Origin of the sequence: Algoriphagus sp. oki45 (assembly GCF_036245605.1) — a bacterium.
Taxonomy (GTDB): domain Bacteria; phylum Bacteroidota; class Bacteroidia; order Cytophagales; family Cyclobacteriaceae; genus Algoriphagus.
Window position 1 is genome coordinate 558,501 of the sequence record NZ_BTPC01000002.1, and the last position, 21,068, is coordinate 579,568.

At 36.9% G+C, this 21,068-nt stretch carries 11 protein-coding genes; 2 read left to right on the forward strand and 9 right to left on the reverse strand.

The window, feature by feature from the left end:
• Positions 1 to 224: 224 nt before the first annotated feature.
• Both AAA942_RS11940 and AAA942_RS11945 read right to left on the reverse strand, forming a co-directional pair.
• Positions 225 to 1,151 carry a hypothetical protein gene (locus tag AAA942_RS11940; RefSeq protein WP_338220500.1) on the reverse strand — a complete coding sequence of 309 codons (927 nt, stop codon included), beginning with the start codon at positions 1,149 to 1,151 and terminating at the stop codon, positions 225 to 227.
• Positions 1,141 to 3,681, reverse strand: coding sequence for a hypothetical protein (locus AAA942_RS11945; RefSeq protein WP_338220501.1), 2,541 nt, complete (start codon positions 3,679 to 3,681; stop codon positions 1,141 to 1,143). The genes AAA942_RS11940 and AAA942_RS11945 overlap by 11 nt, the downstream gene beginning before the upstream one ends.
• Positions 3,682 to 4,085: 404 nt before the next feature.
• Between AAA942_RS11945 and AAA942_RS11950 the strand changes: the two genes are divergently transcribed.
• Both AAA942_RS11950 and AAA942_RS11955 read left to right on the forward strand, forming a co-directional pair.
• On the forward strand, positions 4,086 to 4,847 hold the full coding sequence (locus AAA942_RS11950) for a tyrosine-type recombinase/integrase (protein ID WP_338220204.1): 762 nt from the start codon (positions 4,086 to 4,088) through the stop codon (positions 4,845 to 4,847).
• Positions 4,844 to 5,965, forward strand: a complete 1,122-nt coding sequence (locus tag AAA942_RS11955; protein WP_338220205.1) for an IS91 family transposase — start codon at positions 4,844 to 4,846, stop codon at positions 5,963 to 5,965. The genes AAA942_RS11950 and AAA942_RS11955 overlap by 4 nt, the downstream gene beginning before the upstream one ends.
• Positions 5,966 to 6,493: 528 nt before the next feature.
• On the opposite strand, the gene AAA942_RS11960 is transcribed toward AAA942_RS11955, so the two are convergent.
• From AAA942_RS11960 to AAA942_RS11990, 7 genes are all read right to left on the reverse strand, one after another.
• Positions 6,494 to 8,425, reverse strand: coding sequence for an ATP-binding protein (locus AAA942_RS11960; RefSeq protein ID WP_338220502.1), 1,932 nt, complete (start codon positions 8,423 to 8,425; stop codon positions 6,494 to 6,496).
• 7 nt (positions 8,426 to 8,432) lie between these two features.
• Positions 8,433 to 10,376, reverse strand: a complete 1,944-nt coding sequence (locus AAA942_RS11965) for an AAA family ATPase (protein WP_338220503.1) — start codon at positions 10,374 to 10,376, stop codon at positions 8,433 to 8,435.
• A gap of 3 nt (positions 10,377 to 10,379) precedes the next feature.
• Positions 10,380 to 13,709: an Eco57I restriction-modification methylase domain-containing protein gene (locus AAA942_RS11970; RefSeq protein ID WP_338220504.1), complete on the reverse strand. Its 3,330-nt coding sequence runs from the start codon at positions 13,707 to 13,709 to the stop codon at positions 10,380 to 10,382.
• The gene (locus tag AAA942_RS11975) at positions 13,709 to 16,969 is read right to left on the reverse strand and encodes a helicase-related protein (RefSeq protein WP_338220505.1); all 3,261 of its coding nucleotides are present in this window, start codon (positions 16,967 to 16,969) and stop codon (positions 13,709 to 13,711) included. Before AAA942_RS11975 ends, AAA942_RS11970 begins: the two co-directional genes overlap by 1 nt.
• Positions 16,970 to 17,007: 38 nt before the next feature.
• The gene (locus AAA942_RS11980) at positions 17,008 to 17,307 is read right to left on the reverse strand and encodes a helix-turn-helix domain-containing protein (protein WP_338220506.1); all 300 of its coding nucleotides are present in this window, start codon (positions 17,305 to 17,307) and stop codon (positions 17,008 to 17,010) included.
• 502 nt (positions 17,308 to 17,809) lie between these two features.
• Positions 17,810 to 18,847: a 5-methylcytosine-specific restriction endonuclease system specificity protein McrC gene (mcrC, locus tag AAA942_RS11985; protein WP_338220507.1), complete on the reverse strand. Its 1,038-nt coding sequence runs from the start codon at positions 18,845 to 18,847 to the stop codon at positions 17,810 to 17,812.
• Positions 18,848 to 18,849: 2 nt separating this feature from the next.
• Positions 18,850 to 20,742 carry an AAA family ATPase gene (locus AAA942_RS11990; RefSeq protein ID WP_338220508.1) on the reverse strand — a complete coding sequence of 631 codons (1,893 nt, stop codon included), beginning with the start codon at positions 20,740 to 20,742 and terminating at the stop codon, positions 18,850 to 18,852.
• Positions 20,743 to 21,068 lie beyond the last annotated feature (326 nt).

The following is a 21,068-nucleotide window of genomic DNA, read 5'->3' on the forward strand; positions in this document are numbered from 1 at the left end:
TGGAAGGGCTGAAAACTCTATAATTAGATAGCTTTTTGAGTGTGATCAACAATTCTGAGGAGACTTTTTCAGCTATCAGGACTTACAAATCAAACCAAAATTCCGATTCAATCCCCATAAGAACCTCACCGGTTCCGTGCAACAGCGGTTTCATGCTTGGCTTTGCAAGCCGCACGAAAACCTAGTTGTTAGCGGTTCGCCCTTTTTTCTCATTACCACAGTCTTTACAATACATCGCTTATTGTTTTAGGGTCTAATTGTCCCGTTTTCCACTGTTCCAATTTCTCTTCTACTTTGTCCATTGTTAAAAAGCCTTCAATTTTCAATTCTGCTTTTTGTCCAAGCACCTTTTCTGATAAGGTAGAAACGATTTTACAAAGTTCTTCTACGACATAATCACGAAGTTTGATTTTGTTTTTACGGAATAATAGGTGTCTGTATATGTGATAAAAACCAGAAAATTTTTCCCCGCCACTTTCTCTGTGATGCCAATTGTATGTTTTTGTTTTTTTCCATAGTTCTATGTCGTGTAATCTTTGATGTTCGGTTAAATTGTAGCCCGCTTGTCCTTGCAATGGATTATTTAAAAAATTCATCATTGGGCTTTGCTTTGCCAATTCACTAAATTCTTTAAGGAACTGAAGATATTTTTCTTTGCCACCTAAGGTTTCAGGAAACTCAAAAACAAAGCATTTTTCAAGAGGAATGTCTATTCTATTTTTCCCTAATTCTTGTGCTGCGTTATCAGGTATAATTTGAGTTATTATCTCCCTTTTAATTTTGATATCCTTGCCATAAACAGTTTCAAGTTTGTAAAACTCTCTTTCATTGACATCTTTATATTTTACAAGTTCAAGAACTAAAAAGCCACGATTAACTATGTGTTGAGCAATATATTCTATTGTTTCTAAAATAATCTCATTGAAACTTGGACGATAATGTTGTCTATGGGAAGGAAGTAACTCATATAGTGACTTCATAATCTCCTTGTTATCGGGGTCTAATTTACAAGTTACTATTTCTGATTTCGAACCGTAAATTGGAACGACATTACGCCCAAAATCTTCAATGAACATATGAGAATAGTGTTCAGGCGTATCATACGTGTTTGTATGATACCTTACCGAAATTTTATCAGTTTCAGAAATCATACTCATTTGGATTGGGATTATTAATGTTTCTATTCCACTGATTGAAAATTTCTCTTTTTATTTTGCTAGTAGAATCTTTGGCTTCAAGGAATGTGAATAGATAAAGCTCAATAAACAATTCTGCTACATCGTAAAAATTATGGTGATATGGGTCTTCACTAACAAAAAGCCTAACAAGAAAATCAGGAATGTTCCTTACTCTAATGTTCAATGATTGCGTTACATCTGATAAAGTTCTTTCTCTTTGATGTTTTTCTGTGTAGTTAATTCCCGTTCCGTATAAGTTGGTTTTGTAGTAGCTGTAATATGAAACCAACAATTCAATATTATCTTTTGAAGGTAAAAATGATTCGTCCCAAGCCTTTTTTACTTCTTCCCAATAGTTTGGCGAATTATAAAGAAAGGAATAAATGTAGGCGTAACCACTAATTTCCATTGGATCAAGCAATGCTTGATATGAAATGTTTTGTGGTCTATCATAATGCTTAAAAGTTGTATTTATGTTGCCAAAAGCGATAATTGAAGATTTGAGAAATGGTGCAAAACACTTTTGAAATAAATCAAATTGATTTCTCCTATAACTCTCGTTCAACTTGTTTGAAAGAATAGAATAAGAATGAGCAAAAACATCCGGAAATTGATTATTCCATTTCACTAATGCCAACTTTTCAATATTTTTTGAAATAATATATATGCATTCGTTCTCGTATTTTATAAGTTTAACTTCAATTTCTTCAAAATTTGGTTTAGTCCAAACAAACTCTCCTTTACATACTTCAATTTTATCAATGTCTTCAAGTGTTTGCTTTATAGAGCCAATTCGATAATTCAGTTTGTGAAGTATTTCAAGTCCGATTTGTGCTGTAAAAGATGACAACAAACAATTATTGTCTTTGTCAAAGTGCTTCGCAAGAGAAAGCAAATGCGATTCAAAAAAATGTATTGTCTGATTGATTTTGTCTTTTGCAAGTCTTAAATATTCAGATGTTAGACGTTGTAGAAAATACCAATCAGGAGTAATTTGTTTTCCTTCAATTGCTTTTTCATTTTCAACAAATTCTCTGAACTTATTCAGTTGGTCGTATAATTCAGGAATAAAAGTTGTAGCATAAATTGTGCTTTTCTTTTCCCAATTTATCTTTTTGTATTCCTGAATAATTTTATCAGAATTAAATGAATGAATAGTTTCAAAAACACCTGCTTGAAGTCTTAGTATTGCATAGCAATATGTTTCAATGCAACCAAGTTCATCTTTCCAATTCTCGTAATTAAAGACTTCTATTTTCTTTTCTTTTTTATTGCTTATTAAACGAACATTCATCAGAAGTTTATCAAGTAGAATTTCTCCTGTTCTTAAATCCGTTATTGCACTTAAAGAATCAAAAACACCGTGTGTAATTAAGATTGATTCTCCCAAAACATTTACGTATCCGCTTTTAACAACTGATTCTAATCCACTTGAGAGATTGTTTACAATTCGTTCTTCTAGCCAGTAACGATTTGGTTTAACCTTCGGTTGAGTAATGGTATTAGTGTTCATCGAAAGTTGTCGCATTGTCATATCACTTTCAAAATATGAACGATGTTCATACGTATTAGGAAACCAAAGACTATCAATTGGAATTTTTGGTTTTTGCATTAAATAAACTTGGAGAGTGTATAAAGATGTTCTGAAAATTGATTTGAAGGACGATTCTTTCAAGTCGTCATCTTTTAGGCATAAACTAGTGAGTAAGGATAGATTTTCAGTTTGTTCAAATGCAAGTTTATAGTGATGGTTTTGAAAATTTTTGTCGTTCCAGTATTCGCCTTCTGTCGTTACATTTTTCACTGAATCAGTTAGCTTGTTGAAAACAATACCCGCCAATGTTGTTGGCTCAAAGAAATTGTAGACACCTAATCCAATTTTCAGAATACCAAACAAAGTTATTAGTGAATAAAATGCCAAAAAAGATAAAAGAAGATTACCAGGAAGAAAATCAAAGCTAAGACACAATAGAACAGTAATAGAAGAAGCTGTCAAATATGTAAGTCGCCTTAAATACGATTGAGTTTCTTTTTCGTATAGCAAAAGATTTCTAATGCTTGCGTGAACTTTTGCGTAAGCTGTACTTGCAATTGTAGCAAGTATAGGATAAAACAATGCTAAAATAACGCCAGTAACGCTTGCAATTACAGAAATCAATTCAATGATTGCGTCTCTGTCGTTTGGATATGTAGGTTTAGGTAGTAACTCTTGTAGTTTTACAAGCCAACTGGGGAAAGTCTCCAAATGTGCCTGCCAATAGTTGGTTGCTATGTGTTCTATATAAAGAAGAAAAATAACAAGGCCAACGGCTTTCAAAATACGCCATAGAGTGTCTTTAATGTTTGTTATTGTGGAATTTGCTTTTCGTTTTTCTTCAGAGAAAAGATTCTTGATTCTGTATCGTTGTCGCTTTACACGGAATTTTATTAGCTGAACTCTGTTTCTAAGAGTCCAATATTTTTTTGAAAGAGTATATTTAAAAGGAATTTTCAAGTCTGTCAATTATGGTTTATGTCGTTCTAATAGGGTGACCGCTAACGGTTTTGCGCTTGGCGTTCGTGCGGGATTTCAGGGCACAAAACTGTCAACCCAGCACTAAAGTTGATTTGAAAAACTGAACTTGAATTTAAGCACCTCACCCCGCATGACGCCAAACGCATGTTGCACTAAACCTGCGGTAGTTTCTCCGATAAGCAGCCGGAAAGAGGTAACTTTTTGATTCAATCTTAACCGTTTTCAATCATGAAAAAAAAGAAAACCTCCTCCAGACCGCTTGCTCCAAGATAGCTGGATTTGCTGAACTACTGGCCAAGTTTGAGCAAAAAGTTACCGTTGCCGGCAAAAGTCAAAGTACAGTCACCAACTATGGCCGTCATCTGGCCAAACTTGCCCTTCATTTCAATGAATTGCCCACTGAGGTCGATCCCGACCGGGTCAATGATTACCTGCATCTGGTCAAGCGGGGACACAACACCCCCTCGGATTCCTACTTCAAGTTTACCGTCTATGCCCTTCGCTTCGCCTATCGGATCGAGGGTATGAAAGACAAGCGGATTGAGCTTCCCACGATTAAGCGGAGCAAAAAGCTTCCCGTAGTCCTGAGCCAGGAGGAAGTTCGCAAACTGCTCAAAGCTCCCAATCTGCTCAAGCACCGCGTGCTGATCGGCCTGCTGTACGGCTGTGGGCTTCGCTGCTTTGAAGTCCGGAATCTGAAAATTGCCGACTTGGATTTTGACCGGAAAGTACTTCACGTGAAGGATGGCAAAGGCAAGAAAGACCGCTACGTCCCCTTGGCGGATATCCTGATCCGGGGGCTGAAAGCCTATCTGGAGGCTGAGCAGCCTCATATCTGGGTGTTCAACAGTGCCGATCGGGAGATCAAAGGCCGTGCGGGCGGGGATTTCGACTCCCGCTATTCCCAGCGGGGTGTACAGTGGGCGGTGAATGAAGCCAAAAAGAAAGCCGGGATCCAAAAGCCGATGAATGTGCATACGCTCAGACACACCTTTGCCACGCATCTGCTGGAAGAGGGGCTGGACATTCTGACGATCAAAGATCTGTTGGGTCATGAGTCCATCGATACCACGATGATCTACCTTCATGTAGCCCAGACCGACAAGTGCCGTGCCTTCAGTCCATTGGACCGACTGTATCTGTCCCGTCGTTGAGAGCCAATCACGAAGTGGCTCAGGTGCTCCGACAGCATTGGGCCGAGGTGGAGCATCATCCCCAGATCAACCGCTGGCAGTTGCGGACGCTTTCTGCATTAAAACGCTGCAGGACTTCCGATCTGGGCGGCCATGTGGATGCCTGTACCGACTGCGGGAATACCCGGATCAGCTACAATAGTTGTAGGAACAGGCACTGCCCGAAGTGTCAGGGTAAGAACCGGGAGGAATGGATATCCAAGCGGGAAGCCGAACTGCTTCCTGTGCCCTACTTCCATGTCGTGTTCACGCTGCCTGACACGCTGAATCAGCTGGGGATGTATGAGCCCAAGGCCGTCTATGACAGTCTGTTTGAAGCAGCATGGCAGACGGTCCGCTGCTTTGCCAAAGACCCCAAACACTTAGCGGCAAAAGCCGGAATGATTGCTATTCTGCACACTTGGGGCCAAACCATGACGCTGCATCCGCATCTGCACTGCATCGTACCGGGAGGAGGGCTGACTAAAAGCGGAAGGTGGAAGACAGCCAAAACTCAGGGCAAATACCTGTTTCCGGTCAAGGCGATGAGCAAAGTCTTTCGCGCCAAGTATGTCAAAGCACTCAAGTCCCGAGTCATACCGGAGAAGGAATTGATCGATCAGCTCTTCAAAAAAGAGTGGGTAGTCTATGCCAAGCGGCCCTTTGGACATCCCAAAGCAGTCCTCGAATACCTGGGCAGGTATACCCACAAAGTAGCGATCTCCAATCACCGGATTCTGGACATTGGTCCAGCACAGACTAGGTTCAGCTACAAAGACTATCGTCAGGGAGCCCAAAAGTTGGAGATGAGTCTGGACAATCTGGAGTTTATCCGGCGATTCTCCATGCATATTCTGCCCAAAGGACTGGTTCGGATCCGACACTTTGGAATATTGGGAAGTTCGGCAAAGCAGCTCACCATTCCGCTAATCCATCGGGAACTTGGAATTTCGATTCCGGAACCCGAACCCAGAATTCTGGAAAGCTTCAACCCGCGATATTGTCCTTGCTGTCAGAAGGAAAGCATGGTCAGCATCCAGCGCCTGCCCAAGCGTGGCCCGCCAAAGGCGGTCTTGCCCTCAGTATCAACCCAATTTTAATTCCTGATTTTTGTCGGCAGCCTGCCCGCCTCAGGAGGGGCGAAGCTATGCCAACCCGTTGGTCAGGCAGGCCCATGACACAAAGAAGCCCTTCCAAAACAAGTCTGGAGGGGCTGCAAAACTTATAATTGAGAGGCTATTGGAACTTACTCAACAACTCTAAGAGGACTTTTTGAGCTATCTAACCCTACAAATCCAACTGAAATTCCGACTCAATCCCCATAGGCACCTCACCGGTTTCGTGCAACAGCGCTTTCATTGTTCGTGCTACGCACGCAACGAAAGCTTAGTTGTTGTAAGCTGGCCTTCTGTCTGCTGTAATTGTCAAGTCCTTTTCAGTAAAGGTTTTCGCTGTTTCTGTCCAACTGTTTTTGTGTCGGTTGTGGGTGGCGAAAAAATAAAAACACCGAAGGGAGGGAAGAAAAAAATTGAATTTGTCTTGCGGTGGGGCAGGCACACTCTTTGCCAAGTTTTGGCTTGTGTGTCGGCTTGTGCGACTTGGCAATGTGTGTGACTGCTGCGTTGGCATTATGCTAGTAAGTTTTTGATTTTACTTTGTTTTTTAATGATGTCCAAAAACACTTTATTCCTTGCTTCTGCATCCTTTATTAATGTCGAAGCACTAATAACAAAAATTGAAATATTGGGTTCGCTGTAAAAGCGATGATATATTGGACTTTCAAGTGAGAATAAAGGTGTATAGCCATCTGTTCTAAGTCTGTCAGCAAGTTTGTCGTCTATTTCAGTGATTAAAAATGACGATACTTCTTCAATCTTCTCTTTCTCTTTGAAAGCTTTTACATAATCCAATAACTGCTGTATTCCTGCAAATTTCTTTCTGTCAGGTTTAGAGGCGTAGTCAAACGGTTTGATTTCAACCAATACCGATTTCAGTCGTTCTGGTTTGTTCGGATTATGAGAGAAGAAAAGAGATAAGTCGGGTTTATCATCCAAAATATCTGTGTCGCCATTTTCTTCATCAATTCCTTTTAGAACCTCTCTAATCCTTTTATCGCTTGCTGCATAGCTGTATGTGGTATATCTGTCGTCTAATAACCAAAGGTTGTTTTTGCCAACTGCATAGTAATCATCATCAGTTCGCATTTCCATGAACAGATTATGGATGATTTCTTCAACTCTTTCTTTTTTGTCAATCAATTTCTTTAATCGCTCAATTACCAAAACACGGTCATTGATGTATGAAACCAGTTCGTTATGTGTTAACTCAATCGCTTCGTAAAGCTCTGTGTTGGTATACTCCTCTTTCCCTGCTGATGCAAGTATTTTTTCTTTTGCGTTATCAAATTTTCTCTTAGCGTTGTCAATGAGTTTTTTCTTATCCATGAAGCCAGCAATTTCAATATCTGTTTCATCAATGTAGTTGATTAGATATGGTCGTTCTTCATGTATTTCTTTAATCTTCGTCTTGTTAATTTCTTTGGTTTCAGGAATACCCTCCTTCACCAAATCAGTAACAGTCTTTTTTAATTCTTCATTAATTAAATCCCAAGAAAGAGTAGTAAAAGCATCTGTTCGTAAAGGTTTAATATCAAAATCGTTTCTTTCGTTGTTTACTCGGGTGTTGAAGTAATTGGATTCAAGCAACAAAAATCCAGAATAACCATAAGGGAAATTAAGTTTTAGGTCTTTTTCGTCAAACTCACATACAGTTCTGTTATTTGCACAGTAGTAAGCATTTAGTTTACCATCTACATTTTCAATTCTATGGTTTAATGTAAATTCAAATTCCTTGCCTTCTCTGTCTTTAACTATGAATTTTCGTTCCTTGAAGTCTGGTATGTCGTTTGGCTTAATAAATACTTGGTCGGAAGTGGTTTGGTCAATGAAGCTAATTGTGATTTCAACACCCTTCTTCTTGTAAAAGAACAATGTAGGAATCAAATTAAGCAATACTTTTTCTCTGATTGCTTCCAAATCCATTTCAATTCTTCTGTCAATATGTTTGTCATGGTTTAAGTAGCTTTCCGATAGGCTGTTTAAAGTTACTTCTGTTAGGTTTTGTTCAACCTTACTTGGGGTGCTTTTGATATTATCTGTATCGAAATCAAAGTCAAATTTGAAACTCCTTACTTCTTGTGTGTTAACCAATGAACTTGTGAAATTGGCATAATTGTAAACTTTTAGGAAAACAAACCTACCAACACCTTTACAACCTAAAGCCTTTTTGTATTCTGTTCTGTATTTGCAAAATGAATCGTAATTATCATCATGCAAACCATCACCATTGTCACAAACTGTTATGGTGTGAACCTTTTTCCTAGCGATTTCGGTTTCATTTTCTTTGATTGGATTATCGAATGAGTTTAATATACAATCAATAGAGGTAGCGTTTGCATGAACAGCATTTGTGATTGCCTCAAAAATCACATCATATTGTGAAACACGACTACTGATGTCTTCGTCTACAATTCGCTTTATTTCTGCAAACATTTTACTCATAAATTCTTCAATATTTTTTTAGATTGTTCAAAGGATTACCATTTACATCTGTGAATACTTGATACATATCAGTTTCCACGATTGCTGTTTCAGCTTTATTAATATATGCGATTGTGTCATCATATAGTTTTTGCAGTGTGCTGCGATTTATTGGGTGATTTAAAATTTGGGTTGTTGTGGAGTCGATTGTGCAGCCAATCATGATATATCCTCTCTCATCCGTAGTTATAAAAAAGCTAGGACTACCATCAAACTTTTGATACAAGCAAATGTCATCTAATAAAATAGCTGTGTAGGAATAAGTTTTACCACTGGTGGTTTTTATTTCAAACTTTATTTTTTCATCCTTGCTGAGGGCAGCTTCATTTCTATTTGCCTTAAGCTTTTGAATTAGAGAAAAAATATCCTCCAACTCCCGTTTAAAATAATCTGTTTTTGGATTGTAATGTGAAGTGGGATTTAGGCTTCTAACTCGGTATCTATCCAATTTGTCAATTGGATATAATTCAAAACCAACATAAGTAAAATATTCTCTTGCTTTTACTAATAATCCATCAAGCATTAAGCTATTTGCAGCTATTGGTCTACCTGCCCCATCCACAAAATATTTATGGGGCAAATAGTTTCTAAATAATTCTTCTAAAGCAACTCTCAAATTATTCCCGCAAGCATTGTAGTCAACTTGGTGTTTAAAGTATTTAATTGCTTTTTGGATACTACTTTCATATTCTACAATATGCGGTATTGGAATGCCATTTCCATCTTCGGCTTCATACATTTCTAAAAGCTTCCAATGGTCTTTCCAAGCAATTTTTTGAATTTCCCTATTTTCCTCACCTGCTAAACGTGCTTTTTCTGAATAATGATTCTCAATATATATTCTTGCATCTTCAAATAAACCTTTTTGGTGTGTTAGAAAAAAGATTTGATAATCAGGCAAGTAATTTTCAAATAAAATCCCCAAAATGAATTCACGATTGCTCATGTCCATGCTCATAAGCATATCATCAAGAATAAGGACCTTTGGATAAGCCGCAACAAATTTTTCATCAAGAATTGCTAACCTTAAGGCAAGAGCAATTGTCGAAAGTTTTGCTTCGTTCAAAAAACTCTGCGGACTGTCGATTATCTTTTTCTGCTCCTCTGCAATTTTATCAGTGAGCATTTTCACCGTCATAATAATTTCAGGCTTTTTTACTTCCTGATTCAAAACCAGTTCTTCGCCTTCTGCTGGTAATGGATAAGATGTTGGTCGGTATTCAAAGAGAATATTGAAGTTCTCCTTAAACCTTGATGTGATATATGTATTCGTCAGTTCTGTTATATCTTTTAGGTATTTGTCAAAGCTTTCATTAAATTCTCTTAAGTATTTCTCAATTATAGCCTTATCATTTATTTTGGGAATGAAGTCTCTAATATACTCCCACCAAACTTCAGCATTTTGATTTGTTGCTGTTTCGCCTTGCTTTATTAGAGCATTTTTAAATGTTATATAAGCTAATAATTCATGCTCAAAAATATTGAAGAGATTAATTTCTTCTTTATGATAATAAGCGTAAATTCTTGAAAGTGTGTGATGATTGATAAAATCACTTCCCAATGTCAGTTCTTTAACCAGCCCGCCAGTTTTAGTTGTGATTTGATTGATGGAAATTTCTTTTTCTTCAACTGTTCCATCGTCTTCCTTCAATTCCAAAATAATACTGCTGTTACTTGGCTCAACCGAATAGCGGTTGATTAAGTTCTCAGGATGTTTTGGCTCAAAGTATTTTCTGATTTCAGCATTGTCTTTAAAAACACTTTGGAGAAAAGTATAAAGAGACCAGTAAATGGAACTTTTTCCACTACCGTTCTCTCCATAAATAAGCACGTTTTTTCTTTCAACAGGAATCTCAACCTGCCCATAAAAGAACTTGAAATTGTTTAAGGTTATTTTACTGATTTTATGCATGGCTTACTTAGCAGTTTTAATGGGCATTATTAAATCAGCCAAACGGGTATCCATCAATTTTAGGTTTTGGCGTATTTCATTATTCTTCTCCCTAAGCGTTTGGTAAGCCTTGTGTATAATCTCTATCGCTTCCTTTTTGCCTTTTCCTTCTATGCTTTTAAAATCTCGTTGAGCATATTTCATAAACTCAATGCCTGCCTTCTTGAAATCTTCTTCAAAATATAATTCATAAACCATTGCATCAATGACTTCTTCAAACAGTTGAACGATATGGCTGTTCGGAACAAAATCATTGATTGTAACTTTTTCTCCTCTCTTGGTAAGAAATAAAATGTAGTCTACCAAACGATTAAATACACTTTGACTATCGGAGAGTTTAATCGGAATAGAATGCAACTCGTAGAGACCGATTGTTGGCATTAAATATGTGTTGCAGTACCAAAAGTTAATCAATCGAGAATTAAGTAAAGCACAAATATATTTTAATGAAACCTTTTTATCCCAATCCTCATATCTTGAGACATTTGTAGTATCTAAAAAGTAGTTTTGCTCGTTGTCATATGCACATAAAAGTTGCATAGAACTATTTACTCGTTGAGTAATAATTTTTTCAGGCACTTCAAAAAACTCTTTTGAATAAGAAACGCTTCCAATTTTTTCTTTCATCAAGTCTGGTCTATACCAAATGTATTCATTTGCCCAATTCATTTGATATGCCTTGATGTTTTTACCACGATAAACTGGCTTGCAAGATTTGTCGATAGCCTTATCTAATATGAATCGTTCGTCATTGCTTGTTTTTATTCCTCTTGAAAACTTAACTACATTTTCAAGACGTAGACTATTGTTCTCAATTTTTCGAAATATTTCTTTTTGCCTTTTTGTAATATGAGTATTAATGGAAAATGTCGGATTAGAAACCACTTCGGAGATTGGAATATTAATTTTCTCATCGAAGTTATCATTGTAAACATTGATAATGTATTCTGATTTACTCGGTTCATTTAAAATCAAAACTACCATAGGTTTTACAATTGCCGCAAAAACACCAAACTCAAGGTCAACGACACTGTGTAGTTTATGATTATTAAAAATTATTTCTCTTAAGTTTGAAAAACTGTCTGTTGCTTTCCATGTTTGTGGAATAATAAAGCTTAGCAACCCTTTTTCATTCAGAAAATCAAAACTCCTCTCAATGAAAAATGCGTAAGTGTCAGCCTTATTTTTTGCTGAGTAAAACCTAGCCTTCAAATTATTTCTATAAGAATCTGGTTTTAAATTTGAAATATTAATATAAGGAGGATTTCCAATAACTATATCAAAGTCGTTTACTCCATACATCCACAGTGGGTCAAACCAATCAACTTTTTCATTGCTGAATGGTTTCCATGAACTGATTAAGTAAGCCCTGCTGTCTTCTCTGGCATTATTTTTTAGTTGGTCTTTGAATATTTGCTTTTGCAAGGCTTGAAATTTTTCTTTCAGCTCATTTTTATGAGCACCATAGCTTTGTAAGTAGTCAAGTCTAATTTCTTGCAATTTTTCTAATTCTGCCCTGTTGTCAAACAAACTGGTTTGTTGTTTTTCAGGAGGTAATTGTAGCAATGCATCGGCAGTCACAAACTTAAACTCCAAATTAGGTAATGGTTCAACTCCTCTGTTAGGCTTTGATTCATCAATGTTTTCATCTACTACCAAGGTCAGGAAGCAACGCAGTTTTGATATTTCGGCTGCAATCGGCTGAATATCCACACCGTAAAGGGTATTTTGTATGACACCAATTTTTCGGGCATATTCAACAGTAGTCAGTTCCAGCTTTTCCTTTACTTGCTTTCGAAGCAAAGCATTTTCAATACGGCTTATCTGTCTGGCTTTCCACCATTCTGCATTACGGTCAAGCTTCTGCAAAGCCATTACAATCTTTTGCAGCACCCCCATTGGGAAAGCACCCGAACCACAAGCAGGGTCAAGTATCTTTAATCGGTCAAGTGATTCCAGTATTTTTTCTGAATCAGACCTTGAAAAGGAAACTTCGCTGTCAATCTTGAAAATGGGTTTTAATAACTCCTTGCCTATTTGGGTTTGATTATGCAGGTAAAGCACCAAACTTTCAGTTGCCATATAGTCTACAATTTCCCTTGGTGTATAAAAACTACCTGTTGCTTTACGTGCAGTTTCGCCACTATCAGGGTCAATTTCAGCCAATAGATTTTCAAAGATTCTACCCAACATTTCAGGGTCAACACTCACTTCAATATCAACTACGCTGTTTTCATCAATAGTAAAATTGTATTGTTCCAGATTTTCAAAAAACTCTTTGAACCATTCGTCAGGTATTTTAAGCGTGTTGATATGGTCTGAAAATCCAGTTGTTTTATTGGGTTTGTAATAGTCTTCTATTTGAGGCTCAAACAAACCGCCATTTAAAAAAGGAATTTGTTCGCAACCATCAGGCAACTCTTTCCACCTTTCAGGCATTGGCGTGTTCAAGGTTTGGAAGAACAGTTTCTCTAAAATGGAATGGTAATAATTTGAATTTTTCTTTACCGCTTCGCTGCTCAAAAGATGCTCGGGTAAAAGCGAAATGCCTTCATCCGATTTTTTTACTTTCAAAAACCAACAAAATACCGTTCTACCAATTAGTCTTACTGCAAATTCTTGGTATATCTTCTTTGAAGCATTGTCAGAAGGTTTGCCAATAGGTAAATTCAATACTCTATCGTAGGTAATGGCTTTGGCTCCTTTGCCTTCGGTTGCTCCAACCAACTGATAAAAATGTCGTGCAACAATTTTATAAAACTCTTCATTGAGGGCTTCAACGCTAAAGGCATTTCGGATTTCTTCAAGATAAAGTTTCTTTCCTGATATGCTGAAAAGTCTGTCAACTGGTGTTTTTGTTTTTTCGCCTTTACCCAATAAATAGGTGTATCGCTTGGGTTCGGTTACTTTCTTAGTAATGTTGCCTTCTTCATCAAATGTTCTGATTTCACTAACAAAGCTTAATCTCCATTTGTCCGCTTGCTCAAAAACGATTAAAGCTCCATCCACATCGTATTTATAAACTGAACGAAGTAATTCTCTTAATCCGACTTTGTTTCTTTCCAACCAAACTTCGGGTTTTACCTTTACCAAATATAAACCGATGATTCTGTCATCTGCCGTATTGAAACTCCCCAACTCAAAAGCCGATTCAGCTTTTTTGTTACTTGCTAAGGGAATTTCAGCAGGTTTTTGCAGAAAGTTTTTTACGCCCAAAACCTCTGTCAATAAATTCTGCCAGTCAGCAAGCACAAACGGCTTAGATAATATGCTTTGTAATGTCTTCTTATCCATTATTCAATAAAAGTTTCTGATAGCACAATTTCAGGTGCAATGTTGGTGTCAATTTCTTCTAGTTTGGTTTCTTCTTCGTCACTGGTAATTGCATCGTATTTCTTCGCTAATGCAATCAGCAAATTATCCACTTGTGAGGTGGCAATTTCCCGTTTGCTGAAAAACTTCTGGCTTAACTTCTTTAATTCATTTGCTAAAGGCGTGTAAGTTCCGCTTTCAACAATCGGTTGCAAAGTTTGGCAGGTTTCTTTTACAATGGCTTGATGCGTAATGGCTTTGAAGTCACGTAAGAATTTTAAAGCCTGTTTGGTATTTGCATCGGCTTTATCGGTGGTTGTAACCTTTTCAGTTGTTCCGCCTAAAAAGTCTTCGTCAAATGATTTTAAAGCAGCCTGAACATGTTCATAGTGATTTTCAGGCAAACCAAAAGGCGGCTCGGTAGTTTGTGCTTCAAAAATTTGTGCTGCTTCTAAAAAGGTCAATGGATTAACATTGGCTTTATCGTTGATTTGATAAAACTCCATTTTGTAAAGCGATTTCAGAAATACAACGGTTGAACTGTGTGTGTCTGACTTTTGAGCATACTTGTTATTTCTTGCTGTTCTAGCCTTTAGCGGAAACGACTTAATACGCTTAAACTCTTTTGGATTGTTGTCTTTAAACTCACGGATGAAACGCAAATAATGCAGTCGTTTGTCTTCATCATCAGGCAAACCTTCATCAAACAATTCAAATTGCTCCAACATTTCTTCGTGGGTGTATATCTGTGCATCCTCACCAAAAGCCGTATGAAAACCTTGCAGTTTGATTAAAGCATTACTGTAAAGTTTTATTTCTTCATCGCCTTGTTGCGAAGGGTAGAAGTTGTAGTTGTAGATAACTCCTGCCACACTTCCAATTCGGTTAACACGTCCAATGCGTTGCATTAATCGGGTGGCATTCCATGGCGTATCGTAGTTTACAATTACATTAGAACGATGCAGGTTTACACCTTCTGCCAACACATCCGTTGTGATGATAATATTGTAATCGTTCTTTTTCTCTCCAATATAGTTTGCGTCAAAATTCTCCTGAATGGTTTCAAAAATCTTGCTTCGGTTGTCGCTTGAAACATTTAGAACTTTAGTGTTAAGGAAGGCTTCAACTTTTTCAGTCAGGTAATTCGCTGTGTCAGTGCTTTCCGTAAACACAACCAACTTTCCTGTTGGGCTAATTTGTTGATTCAGCAATTCGTCTTTTAGCGTAATCAAGAAAGCATCCAGTTTTGGGTCTTGCTCAACCTTGCTCCATTCATTCACTAATTCTTGCAGTAACATGTGGTCTTTTCGTAAGCCATCAATAAAACCACTATCAAAATCATCAGGACTGAAAACATTGTTTCTCGGATTTTCAGCACTCATTTCAAGAATCATCACTTCCAAATCTTCAATGCTGAAACCTTTTTCCATCAGGTCGTTCACACGCAGGTCGGGGGCAATTAAAACTTTGCCCTTATCAAACATTTCAATCATTCTGCCTGTGGCAGTAGTCAGATTCTTTAATGATGATTTAAAAGCAGTGAAACTGCTTTCTAATCTTTTCACCATTAAAGTTTTCATGATACCTGCCAACGATTGAGAAACTAAAATCGCTTGTTCATAATAATTCTCTCTTAACTCAGGTTTCAAATATTTGATGGCCTGATAGCGGTAATACTGGATTTTATCATCATCTGTCAAGTAGAAAACTGTATGATAAAACAACTTGCTCAACTTGGCGTCAAACTCATAAATCTTTGGTTTGGGGGCAGCTATTTCAGGGAACACAATTCCTTGAGCCTTTAAGTCTTCAATGTATTTAGGATAGTTCTTTAAATCTCGTCTTGTTCTGCGAACCGTTATTTGTGAAATGATTTTTTCACGAATGATTGAATACAGTTCTCTGATGCGTTCAATGTTTGGCTCGTCTTGTTGCATGATTTCTCTGAACTCACGGATGATTGGCCCAAAGAAACTTTGCAAGTTGGTTACGGGTAAGGTGCTTCGTCTTGCATCTTGAAACAAAAGCAACTGATAGTATAAATCTTGTGGTCTGTTGTTAAGAGGTGTTGCAGAAATTAGAATCACTTTTTTCTTTTTGCCAGGAACCAAGCCTTCTCCATTTCTTGAAGCTTTGCAAATTCGTTGTAGCAATCCGAAGGATTGCGAAGTGTGGTTTCTGTATCTGTGTGCTTCGTCAACTAAAACTAAATCGTAATCTTCTTTTGCCCAATAGTTCAAATCATCACCGGTTACAATTTTGTCCAATCTTCCGTTGGTGATGAATTTGGTGTGTCTGTCAATGCCGAAAAGCCTGAATGTGTTTTTCCAGTTCTTCTCCAATGCAGGTGGAAAGACCACTAATATTTTTGTGTTCAATGAGCCATTAGCAATTAAAAACCGCTTGGCAATCATTGCTGCAATAACGGTTTTACCCAAACCAACTACGTCAGACAGGAAAAAGCCGTTGTGTTCCATCAGCATTTGAAAGCCTTGGTTTACGGCATCAATCTGATAAGAAAGTTTTTTGTAAGTCTTTGGTAAATCTCCAACTGTGTCTGGGTCGTAGTCTATGTTTTTGCCGAAGTATTCAATTAAGAATTTGATGTAAAGTTCATAAGGAGTGAAAGTCTGCCCGATATGTGTTTTTTGTTTGAAAGCTTGAATGTCTGCTGGCAGAATTGGCGTTGAATGTTCCCATAATTCAACAAACTCTTTTTTAGTAAACTGTACATCGTCATAGTCTTTGAGTGCAATATTCAACTCATAGTTCGGAGATTTCTTAATGCCAAGTCCTGCTTCTGTCAAGTTAGATGAACCCATGATAACCCAACCGTCTGAGTGCTCGCTGTGATGTTCAGGTAAAAACAAATAGAACTTGGCATGAATCGCTTTTGAGTTGTGTGCTCTTACTTCAATTCGTCCGTCAATTAAGTCGTTCACGAATTGTAAAACACCTTTTTCAACTTCTTCTGAATACTTAGCTTCTTTGATGTCTTGAATAAACCATTTCAAAAATTCCTCTTTCGTTTTTTCTTCGTCACCGAAATACAAAAGTCCTTTACGTTGCGATTCCGCAAACATTTGGTCAACATTAATGCCGACTAATATTTTTATTTCTTTTAAGTCTTTAAGGTATGGTTGCAATGCGAAGTAACCCGAAGAACGGAAGTAACCTACTACCGCATGAAAGGCATACAAGTCTTTCATGTGTTCGATAATTCCTTTGAATTTATCGAACATGCTTCGTTCGCTGTTATTTGTAAAAAATTTAGATGACATTATCTCTTTTTGCTTTTTATCTGTTTTTCTGCCTCTTTCAGTCCTTCGCTTAAATGTTCCAGTCCGCCAAAGTCTTTGCTTATTTTATCTGCTATATAAGTTGTTTGCACATTTTTCAAGTCCAGTTCCAAGATTTCAGAAAGTGGTTTTAAATAGTCAGGTGAAGCAGGTCGTTCACCACGTTCAACTTTGCTCAGAGTTGATGTGTCTATGTCGAGATAAGCAGCAACCTTCCGCAATGGAAGTTCTATTTCTTCTCTTCGTTTTCTAATATAGTCACCAAATGTTACGTTGCTCATTTAGACAAATTGTTTTGGACAGATGTGTCAAATTTAATACTTTAATTGAAATGGTCACCCGTGCGGTGGGAAAATTTTGCTCTTTTGGTTTTGCGAAGGGTTGGCTTGTGTCGGGCAAAACCAAATGTGCAAAATGCGGGTGGGCAAATTCAATTTTTTTGTGCGGTAGGGTGTTTTAATTTTTTCTTATGTTGGCTTGTGTGTTGCCAATTTGGTCTGCTGGGCTGTGTCTAGTAACAGCGAAATTGTCTGCCGAGTTAAGGTCGTCTGAAAAGACTGGTCAGGATGTCAAAGGTCGATTGTTTTGTTGTCTTTTTGATTGTTGTAGTGTCGTCTTTTAGGCTTGCTTACAACGGTCTCGGCTATGCGTAGTGCGGGATTTTAAGGCACTTCACTTTCCGCTTTCCGTAAAGTTTGTTTAATGCAATTGCTTTAATATCGGCACTTTCTCCCGCATTACGTATAGCCAATGTTGGCGGTTCGTTGTTTATTTTCCACGTTGTCAAGCATTTATTATTTCTTTTAGTCTGGTCGATATATTTCTCCAATTTGTGTTAAGGTTTACTGTCCTTATTTGAATTTTATGGTCGTTGTATTGAAAATCTAAATTGTAATCTTTTTCAATTGTTGGATACAAAAGAATTCCGGTTGCCATTTTGGTCTTTTCGCTTCCGTCTTGCTGATTTAGTAAGTAGCTAAATAACTGATATAGGTTAGAGGACTTAATTCTCTCCTTGTCGTAATTTATGGTCATTGTTTCTCTGTAATATTTAGCATCAATTATTACTTTCTGTTCTTCGTTTTCTAAGGAGATGTCAGTTTCCATCTGAGGTAAATATTGATAACTCTCAATGTCTTGATGTTGAAATTGCCATTTAATCGTTTCTTTCTTTACAGCATTGAATTTATGTTGCTCAATGCGATAGAAATTCCTAATAAATGCCTCAAACAATTGATTCATTTTGTTGTCGTCTCTTGTGAAATCTGAGAATTTGTATTTGCCCTTTTCTTCTGATGGGAAAGTGCTTTCATAAATCAAGTAACATACGTTCATAATAAAACCGTAAAACCGATTGTTCCTATTCAATTTAATTTGCTTGAAGTGGCTTCCTTTGATTTCAATCAAGTCAACACCTAAAAACATTTTTTGTAGTTTGGCTAATTCCATTTTTAGGAGAAGATCAATACCCTTTGTCCTTGTTAGCCTGTAAATTGTTGAAATCAAAATTTGATTTGTAATAATATTAGCCGAGAAATCATCATAAGTACAAACAGTTTTTTGCTTGAAAAGCAAGTTTCTCTTGAGTGTTTGACTTATTTCGATTTTACCTTTAACACCTGAAATTTCTTCTTCGTGGTCTATGTAACTTTTATCAATACCTCTTTTCAGAAGAAGTTTTGAAGAAGTAATTAGCACTTTAGCAAATAAATCAAGAAGTTCTGTTTTATCGTCAATTGAAACATCAACCCGCTCTTTTTCATCTAGCTTGTTCCAAGCATAGCAAAGTAGGAAGTATATGTTTTCAATTGGGATTGCCATTTCTATCTTGAAAGCTGTTTAACTGTATCCGAAACTTTTGAAAGGTCGTCAAACCAAATTTCTTCTAACAAAGGTTTCAGTTCATAATTTAAAATGTCTGTCCACCATTGATTTTCGTTACCGTCATTTGTGTACGTACAGAAATAACTATGTCCAATTTGAAAGCCTTCACCAAGGTTAACATCCTCTTTTATTTTGACATTCAATTTTGAAATTGATGAACATATGTGTTCAATAATACCATCAGACAAACCTTTATCAGCTAAAAATGCACGAAAGTTTGAACCGTAGTCTGGCTGTAATGAAACAAAAGCAAATCTTCTTCTTAAAGCGTAATCTACTATTGCCAAAGAACGGTCAGCCGTATTCATTGTGCCAATTATGTAAAGGTTGTCAGGCACATAAAAACGGTCTTCTTCGTCCTCTGCATAAGTAAGTTTTAAGGCAAATTTTTCTTCTCTTTTGTCCGCTTCAATTAGCATCATCAATTCACCAAAAATCTTGCTTAAGTTACCTCTATTAATTTCGTCAATAATGAAAAAGAAAGGTCGTTCTGGATGAGCTAAGGCTCTTTGACAAAATGAATAGAAAATGCCGTCTCGCAAATCAAAACCGCCTTTTTGGGTAGGACGTAGCCCTTGTATAAAATCTTCGTAACTATACGATTGGTGAAACTGAACCATTTCAATATTAGCATCCTTGACTTCTTGCATAATTTCATAAGCAAGTTTTCTAGCGATAAAAGTCTTGCCTACGCCTGGAGGGCCTTGTAGTATTATATTTTTCTTTCGCTTTAATAATGAAACAGTGTTCAAAAAATCTGTTTCACTTATGAATGGCTTATCAGGGTCTTCTGAAAATTTGTAGCTTTTGACATTTTCAGATTTAAGCAGTTTTTCGGTAATGATGTTCTTATTATCAATAACTTCCCTTATAATTTCATACTCTTCTTCTGTCAGCTTGAATAAACTACCTTGGTTATTTACAAATACTTCACATTCCTGCAGAGAAGGATTTTTTTTTAAGTCGTTCCAATGAATTGGAATTTCCAATTTTTCAATCAGTTCAAATTCTATTTCTTCACCATTAGCTGTATTATGAATTCCTTGGGTGATTTCATAAATAGCTTTAATTTGTTTAGTTGGTGTACTTTCGTACCCAATCATTAAGTCACCTCTTTTGGTTGCTTCAAAGTGCTTGTATATTCTTCTTTTATTTCCTTTTTCGTTATGCGTAGTGTAGGTTTGTTTTTCTCCTACGTTATGCTTGCTGATAGACCAAATTTTTGGATTAGCGTTTAGCCACCAATAATTTATATCGTCATCTGGTTCGTGAGTAGTATCTTGGGGCAAAACAATATCTCTGTTCTCTTTGACTTGAAGCGTTCTGCTTAGTAGACTTTGAAACTTTTCTTCTGGAATTATTAAGTCTTCTGAAAGACCATATTTTTCAAAGGTTTCTTTAAATATTTTCCAATCAGTTGCGTAAAAATTATCAATTATTTTAATGAAATCGGTCTCTGAATATACTTTTTGGTAATTGGCTTTACCGCTTTTATTGAATCCATCTATTTTGGAGGCAATTTCTTCGTAGCATTTTATTGTAGCGTTGTCAGTTTCAGATTGAAATGCCAAACTCAAGTGAACACTTGGGTTTTCTATATCCCAAAAATTATAAACTAAACCTGCTTGTCGAGTTTTGTTTTTCCAATCTCCTTTATTTACAAGTCCCAAAAAGATATAATGACTGCCTTGAAACCAATATCCTTTCCTAAGTCTTTCACTATCTTGTTTTCTAAGCCAAAAAGTTAAATCAGGATATTTCTTCTCTTTGAGTTTAAGGAGATGGTTTAGTATTTTGTCGCTCCAATTTATTATTAGTTCTTCTTGTGTCATTTTTTATGTTTTATTCTCTGTTTCGGAGTCGTCCTCACAATGACCGCCAACGGTTCTCAGCTATACGCAGGCAGGGATTTTTACCACTGAACTTGCTACGAAGAACTGAACTTTAAATTTACCCCTTTCCTGTCCTACGAAGCACGAAACCCCTGCTTGCGTATAGGTGATGTTGCACTAAACCTACGGTAGTTTCTCCGATAAGCAGCCAGAAAGAGGTAACTTTTTGATTCATTCTTAACCGTTTTCAATCATGAAAAAAAAAGGAAAACCTCCTCCAGACCGCTTGCTCCAAGATAGCGGGATTTGCTGAACTACTGGCCAAG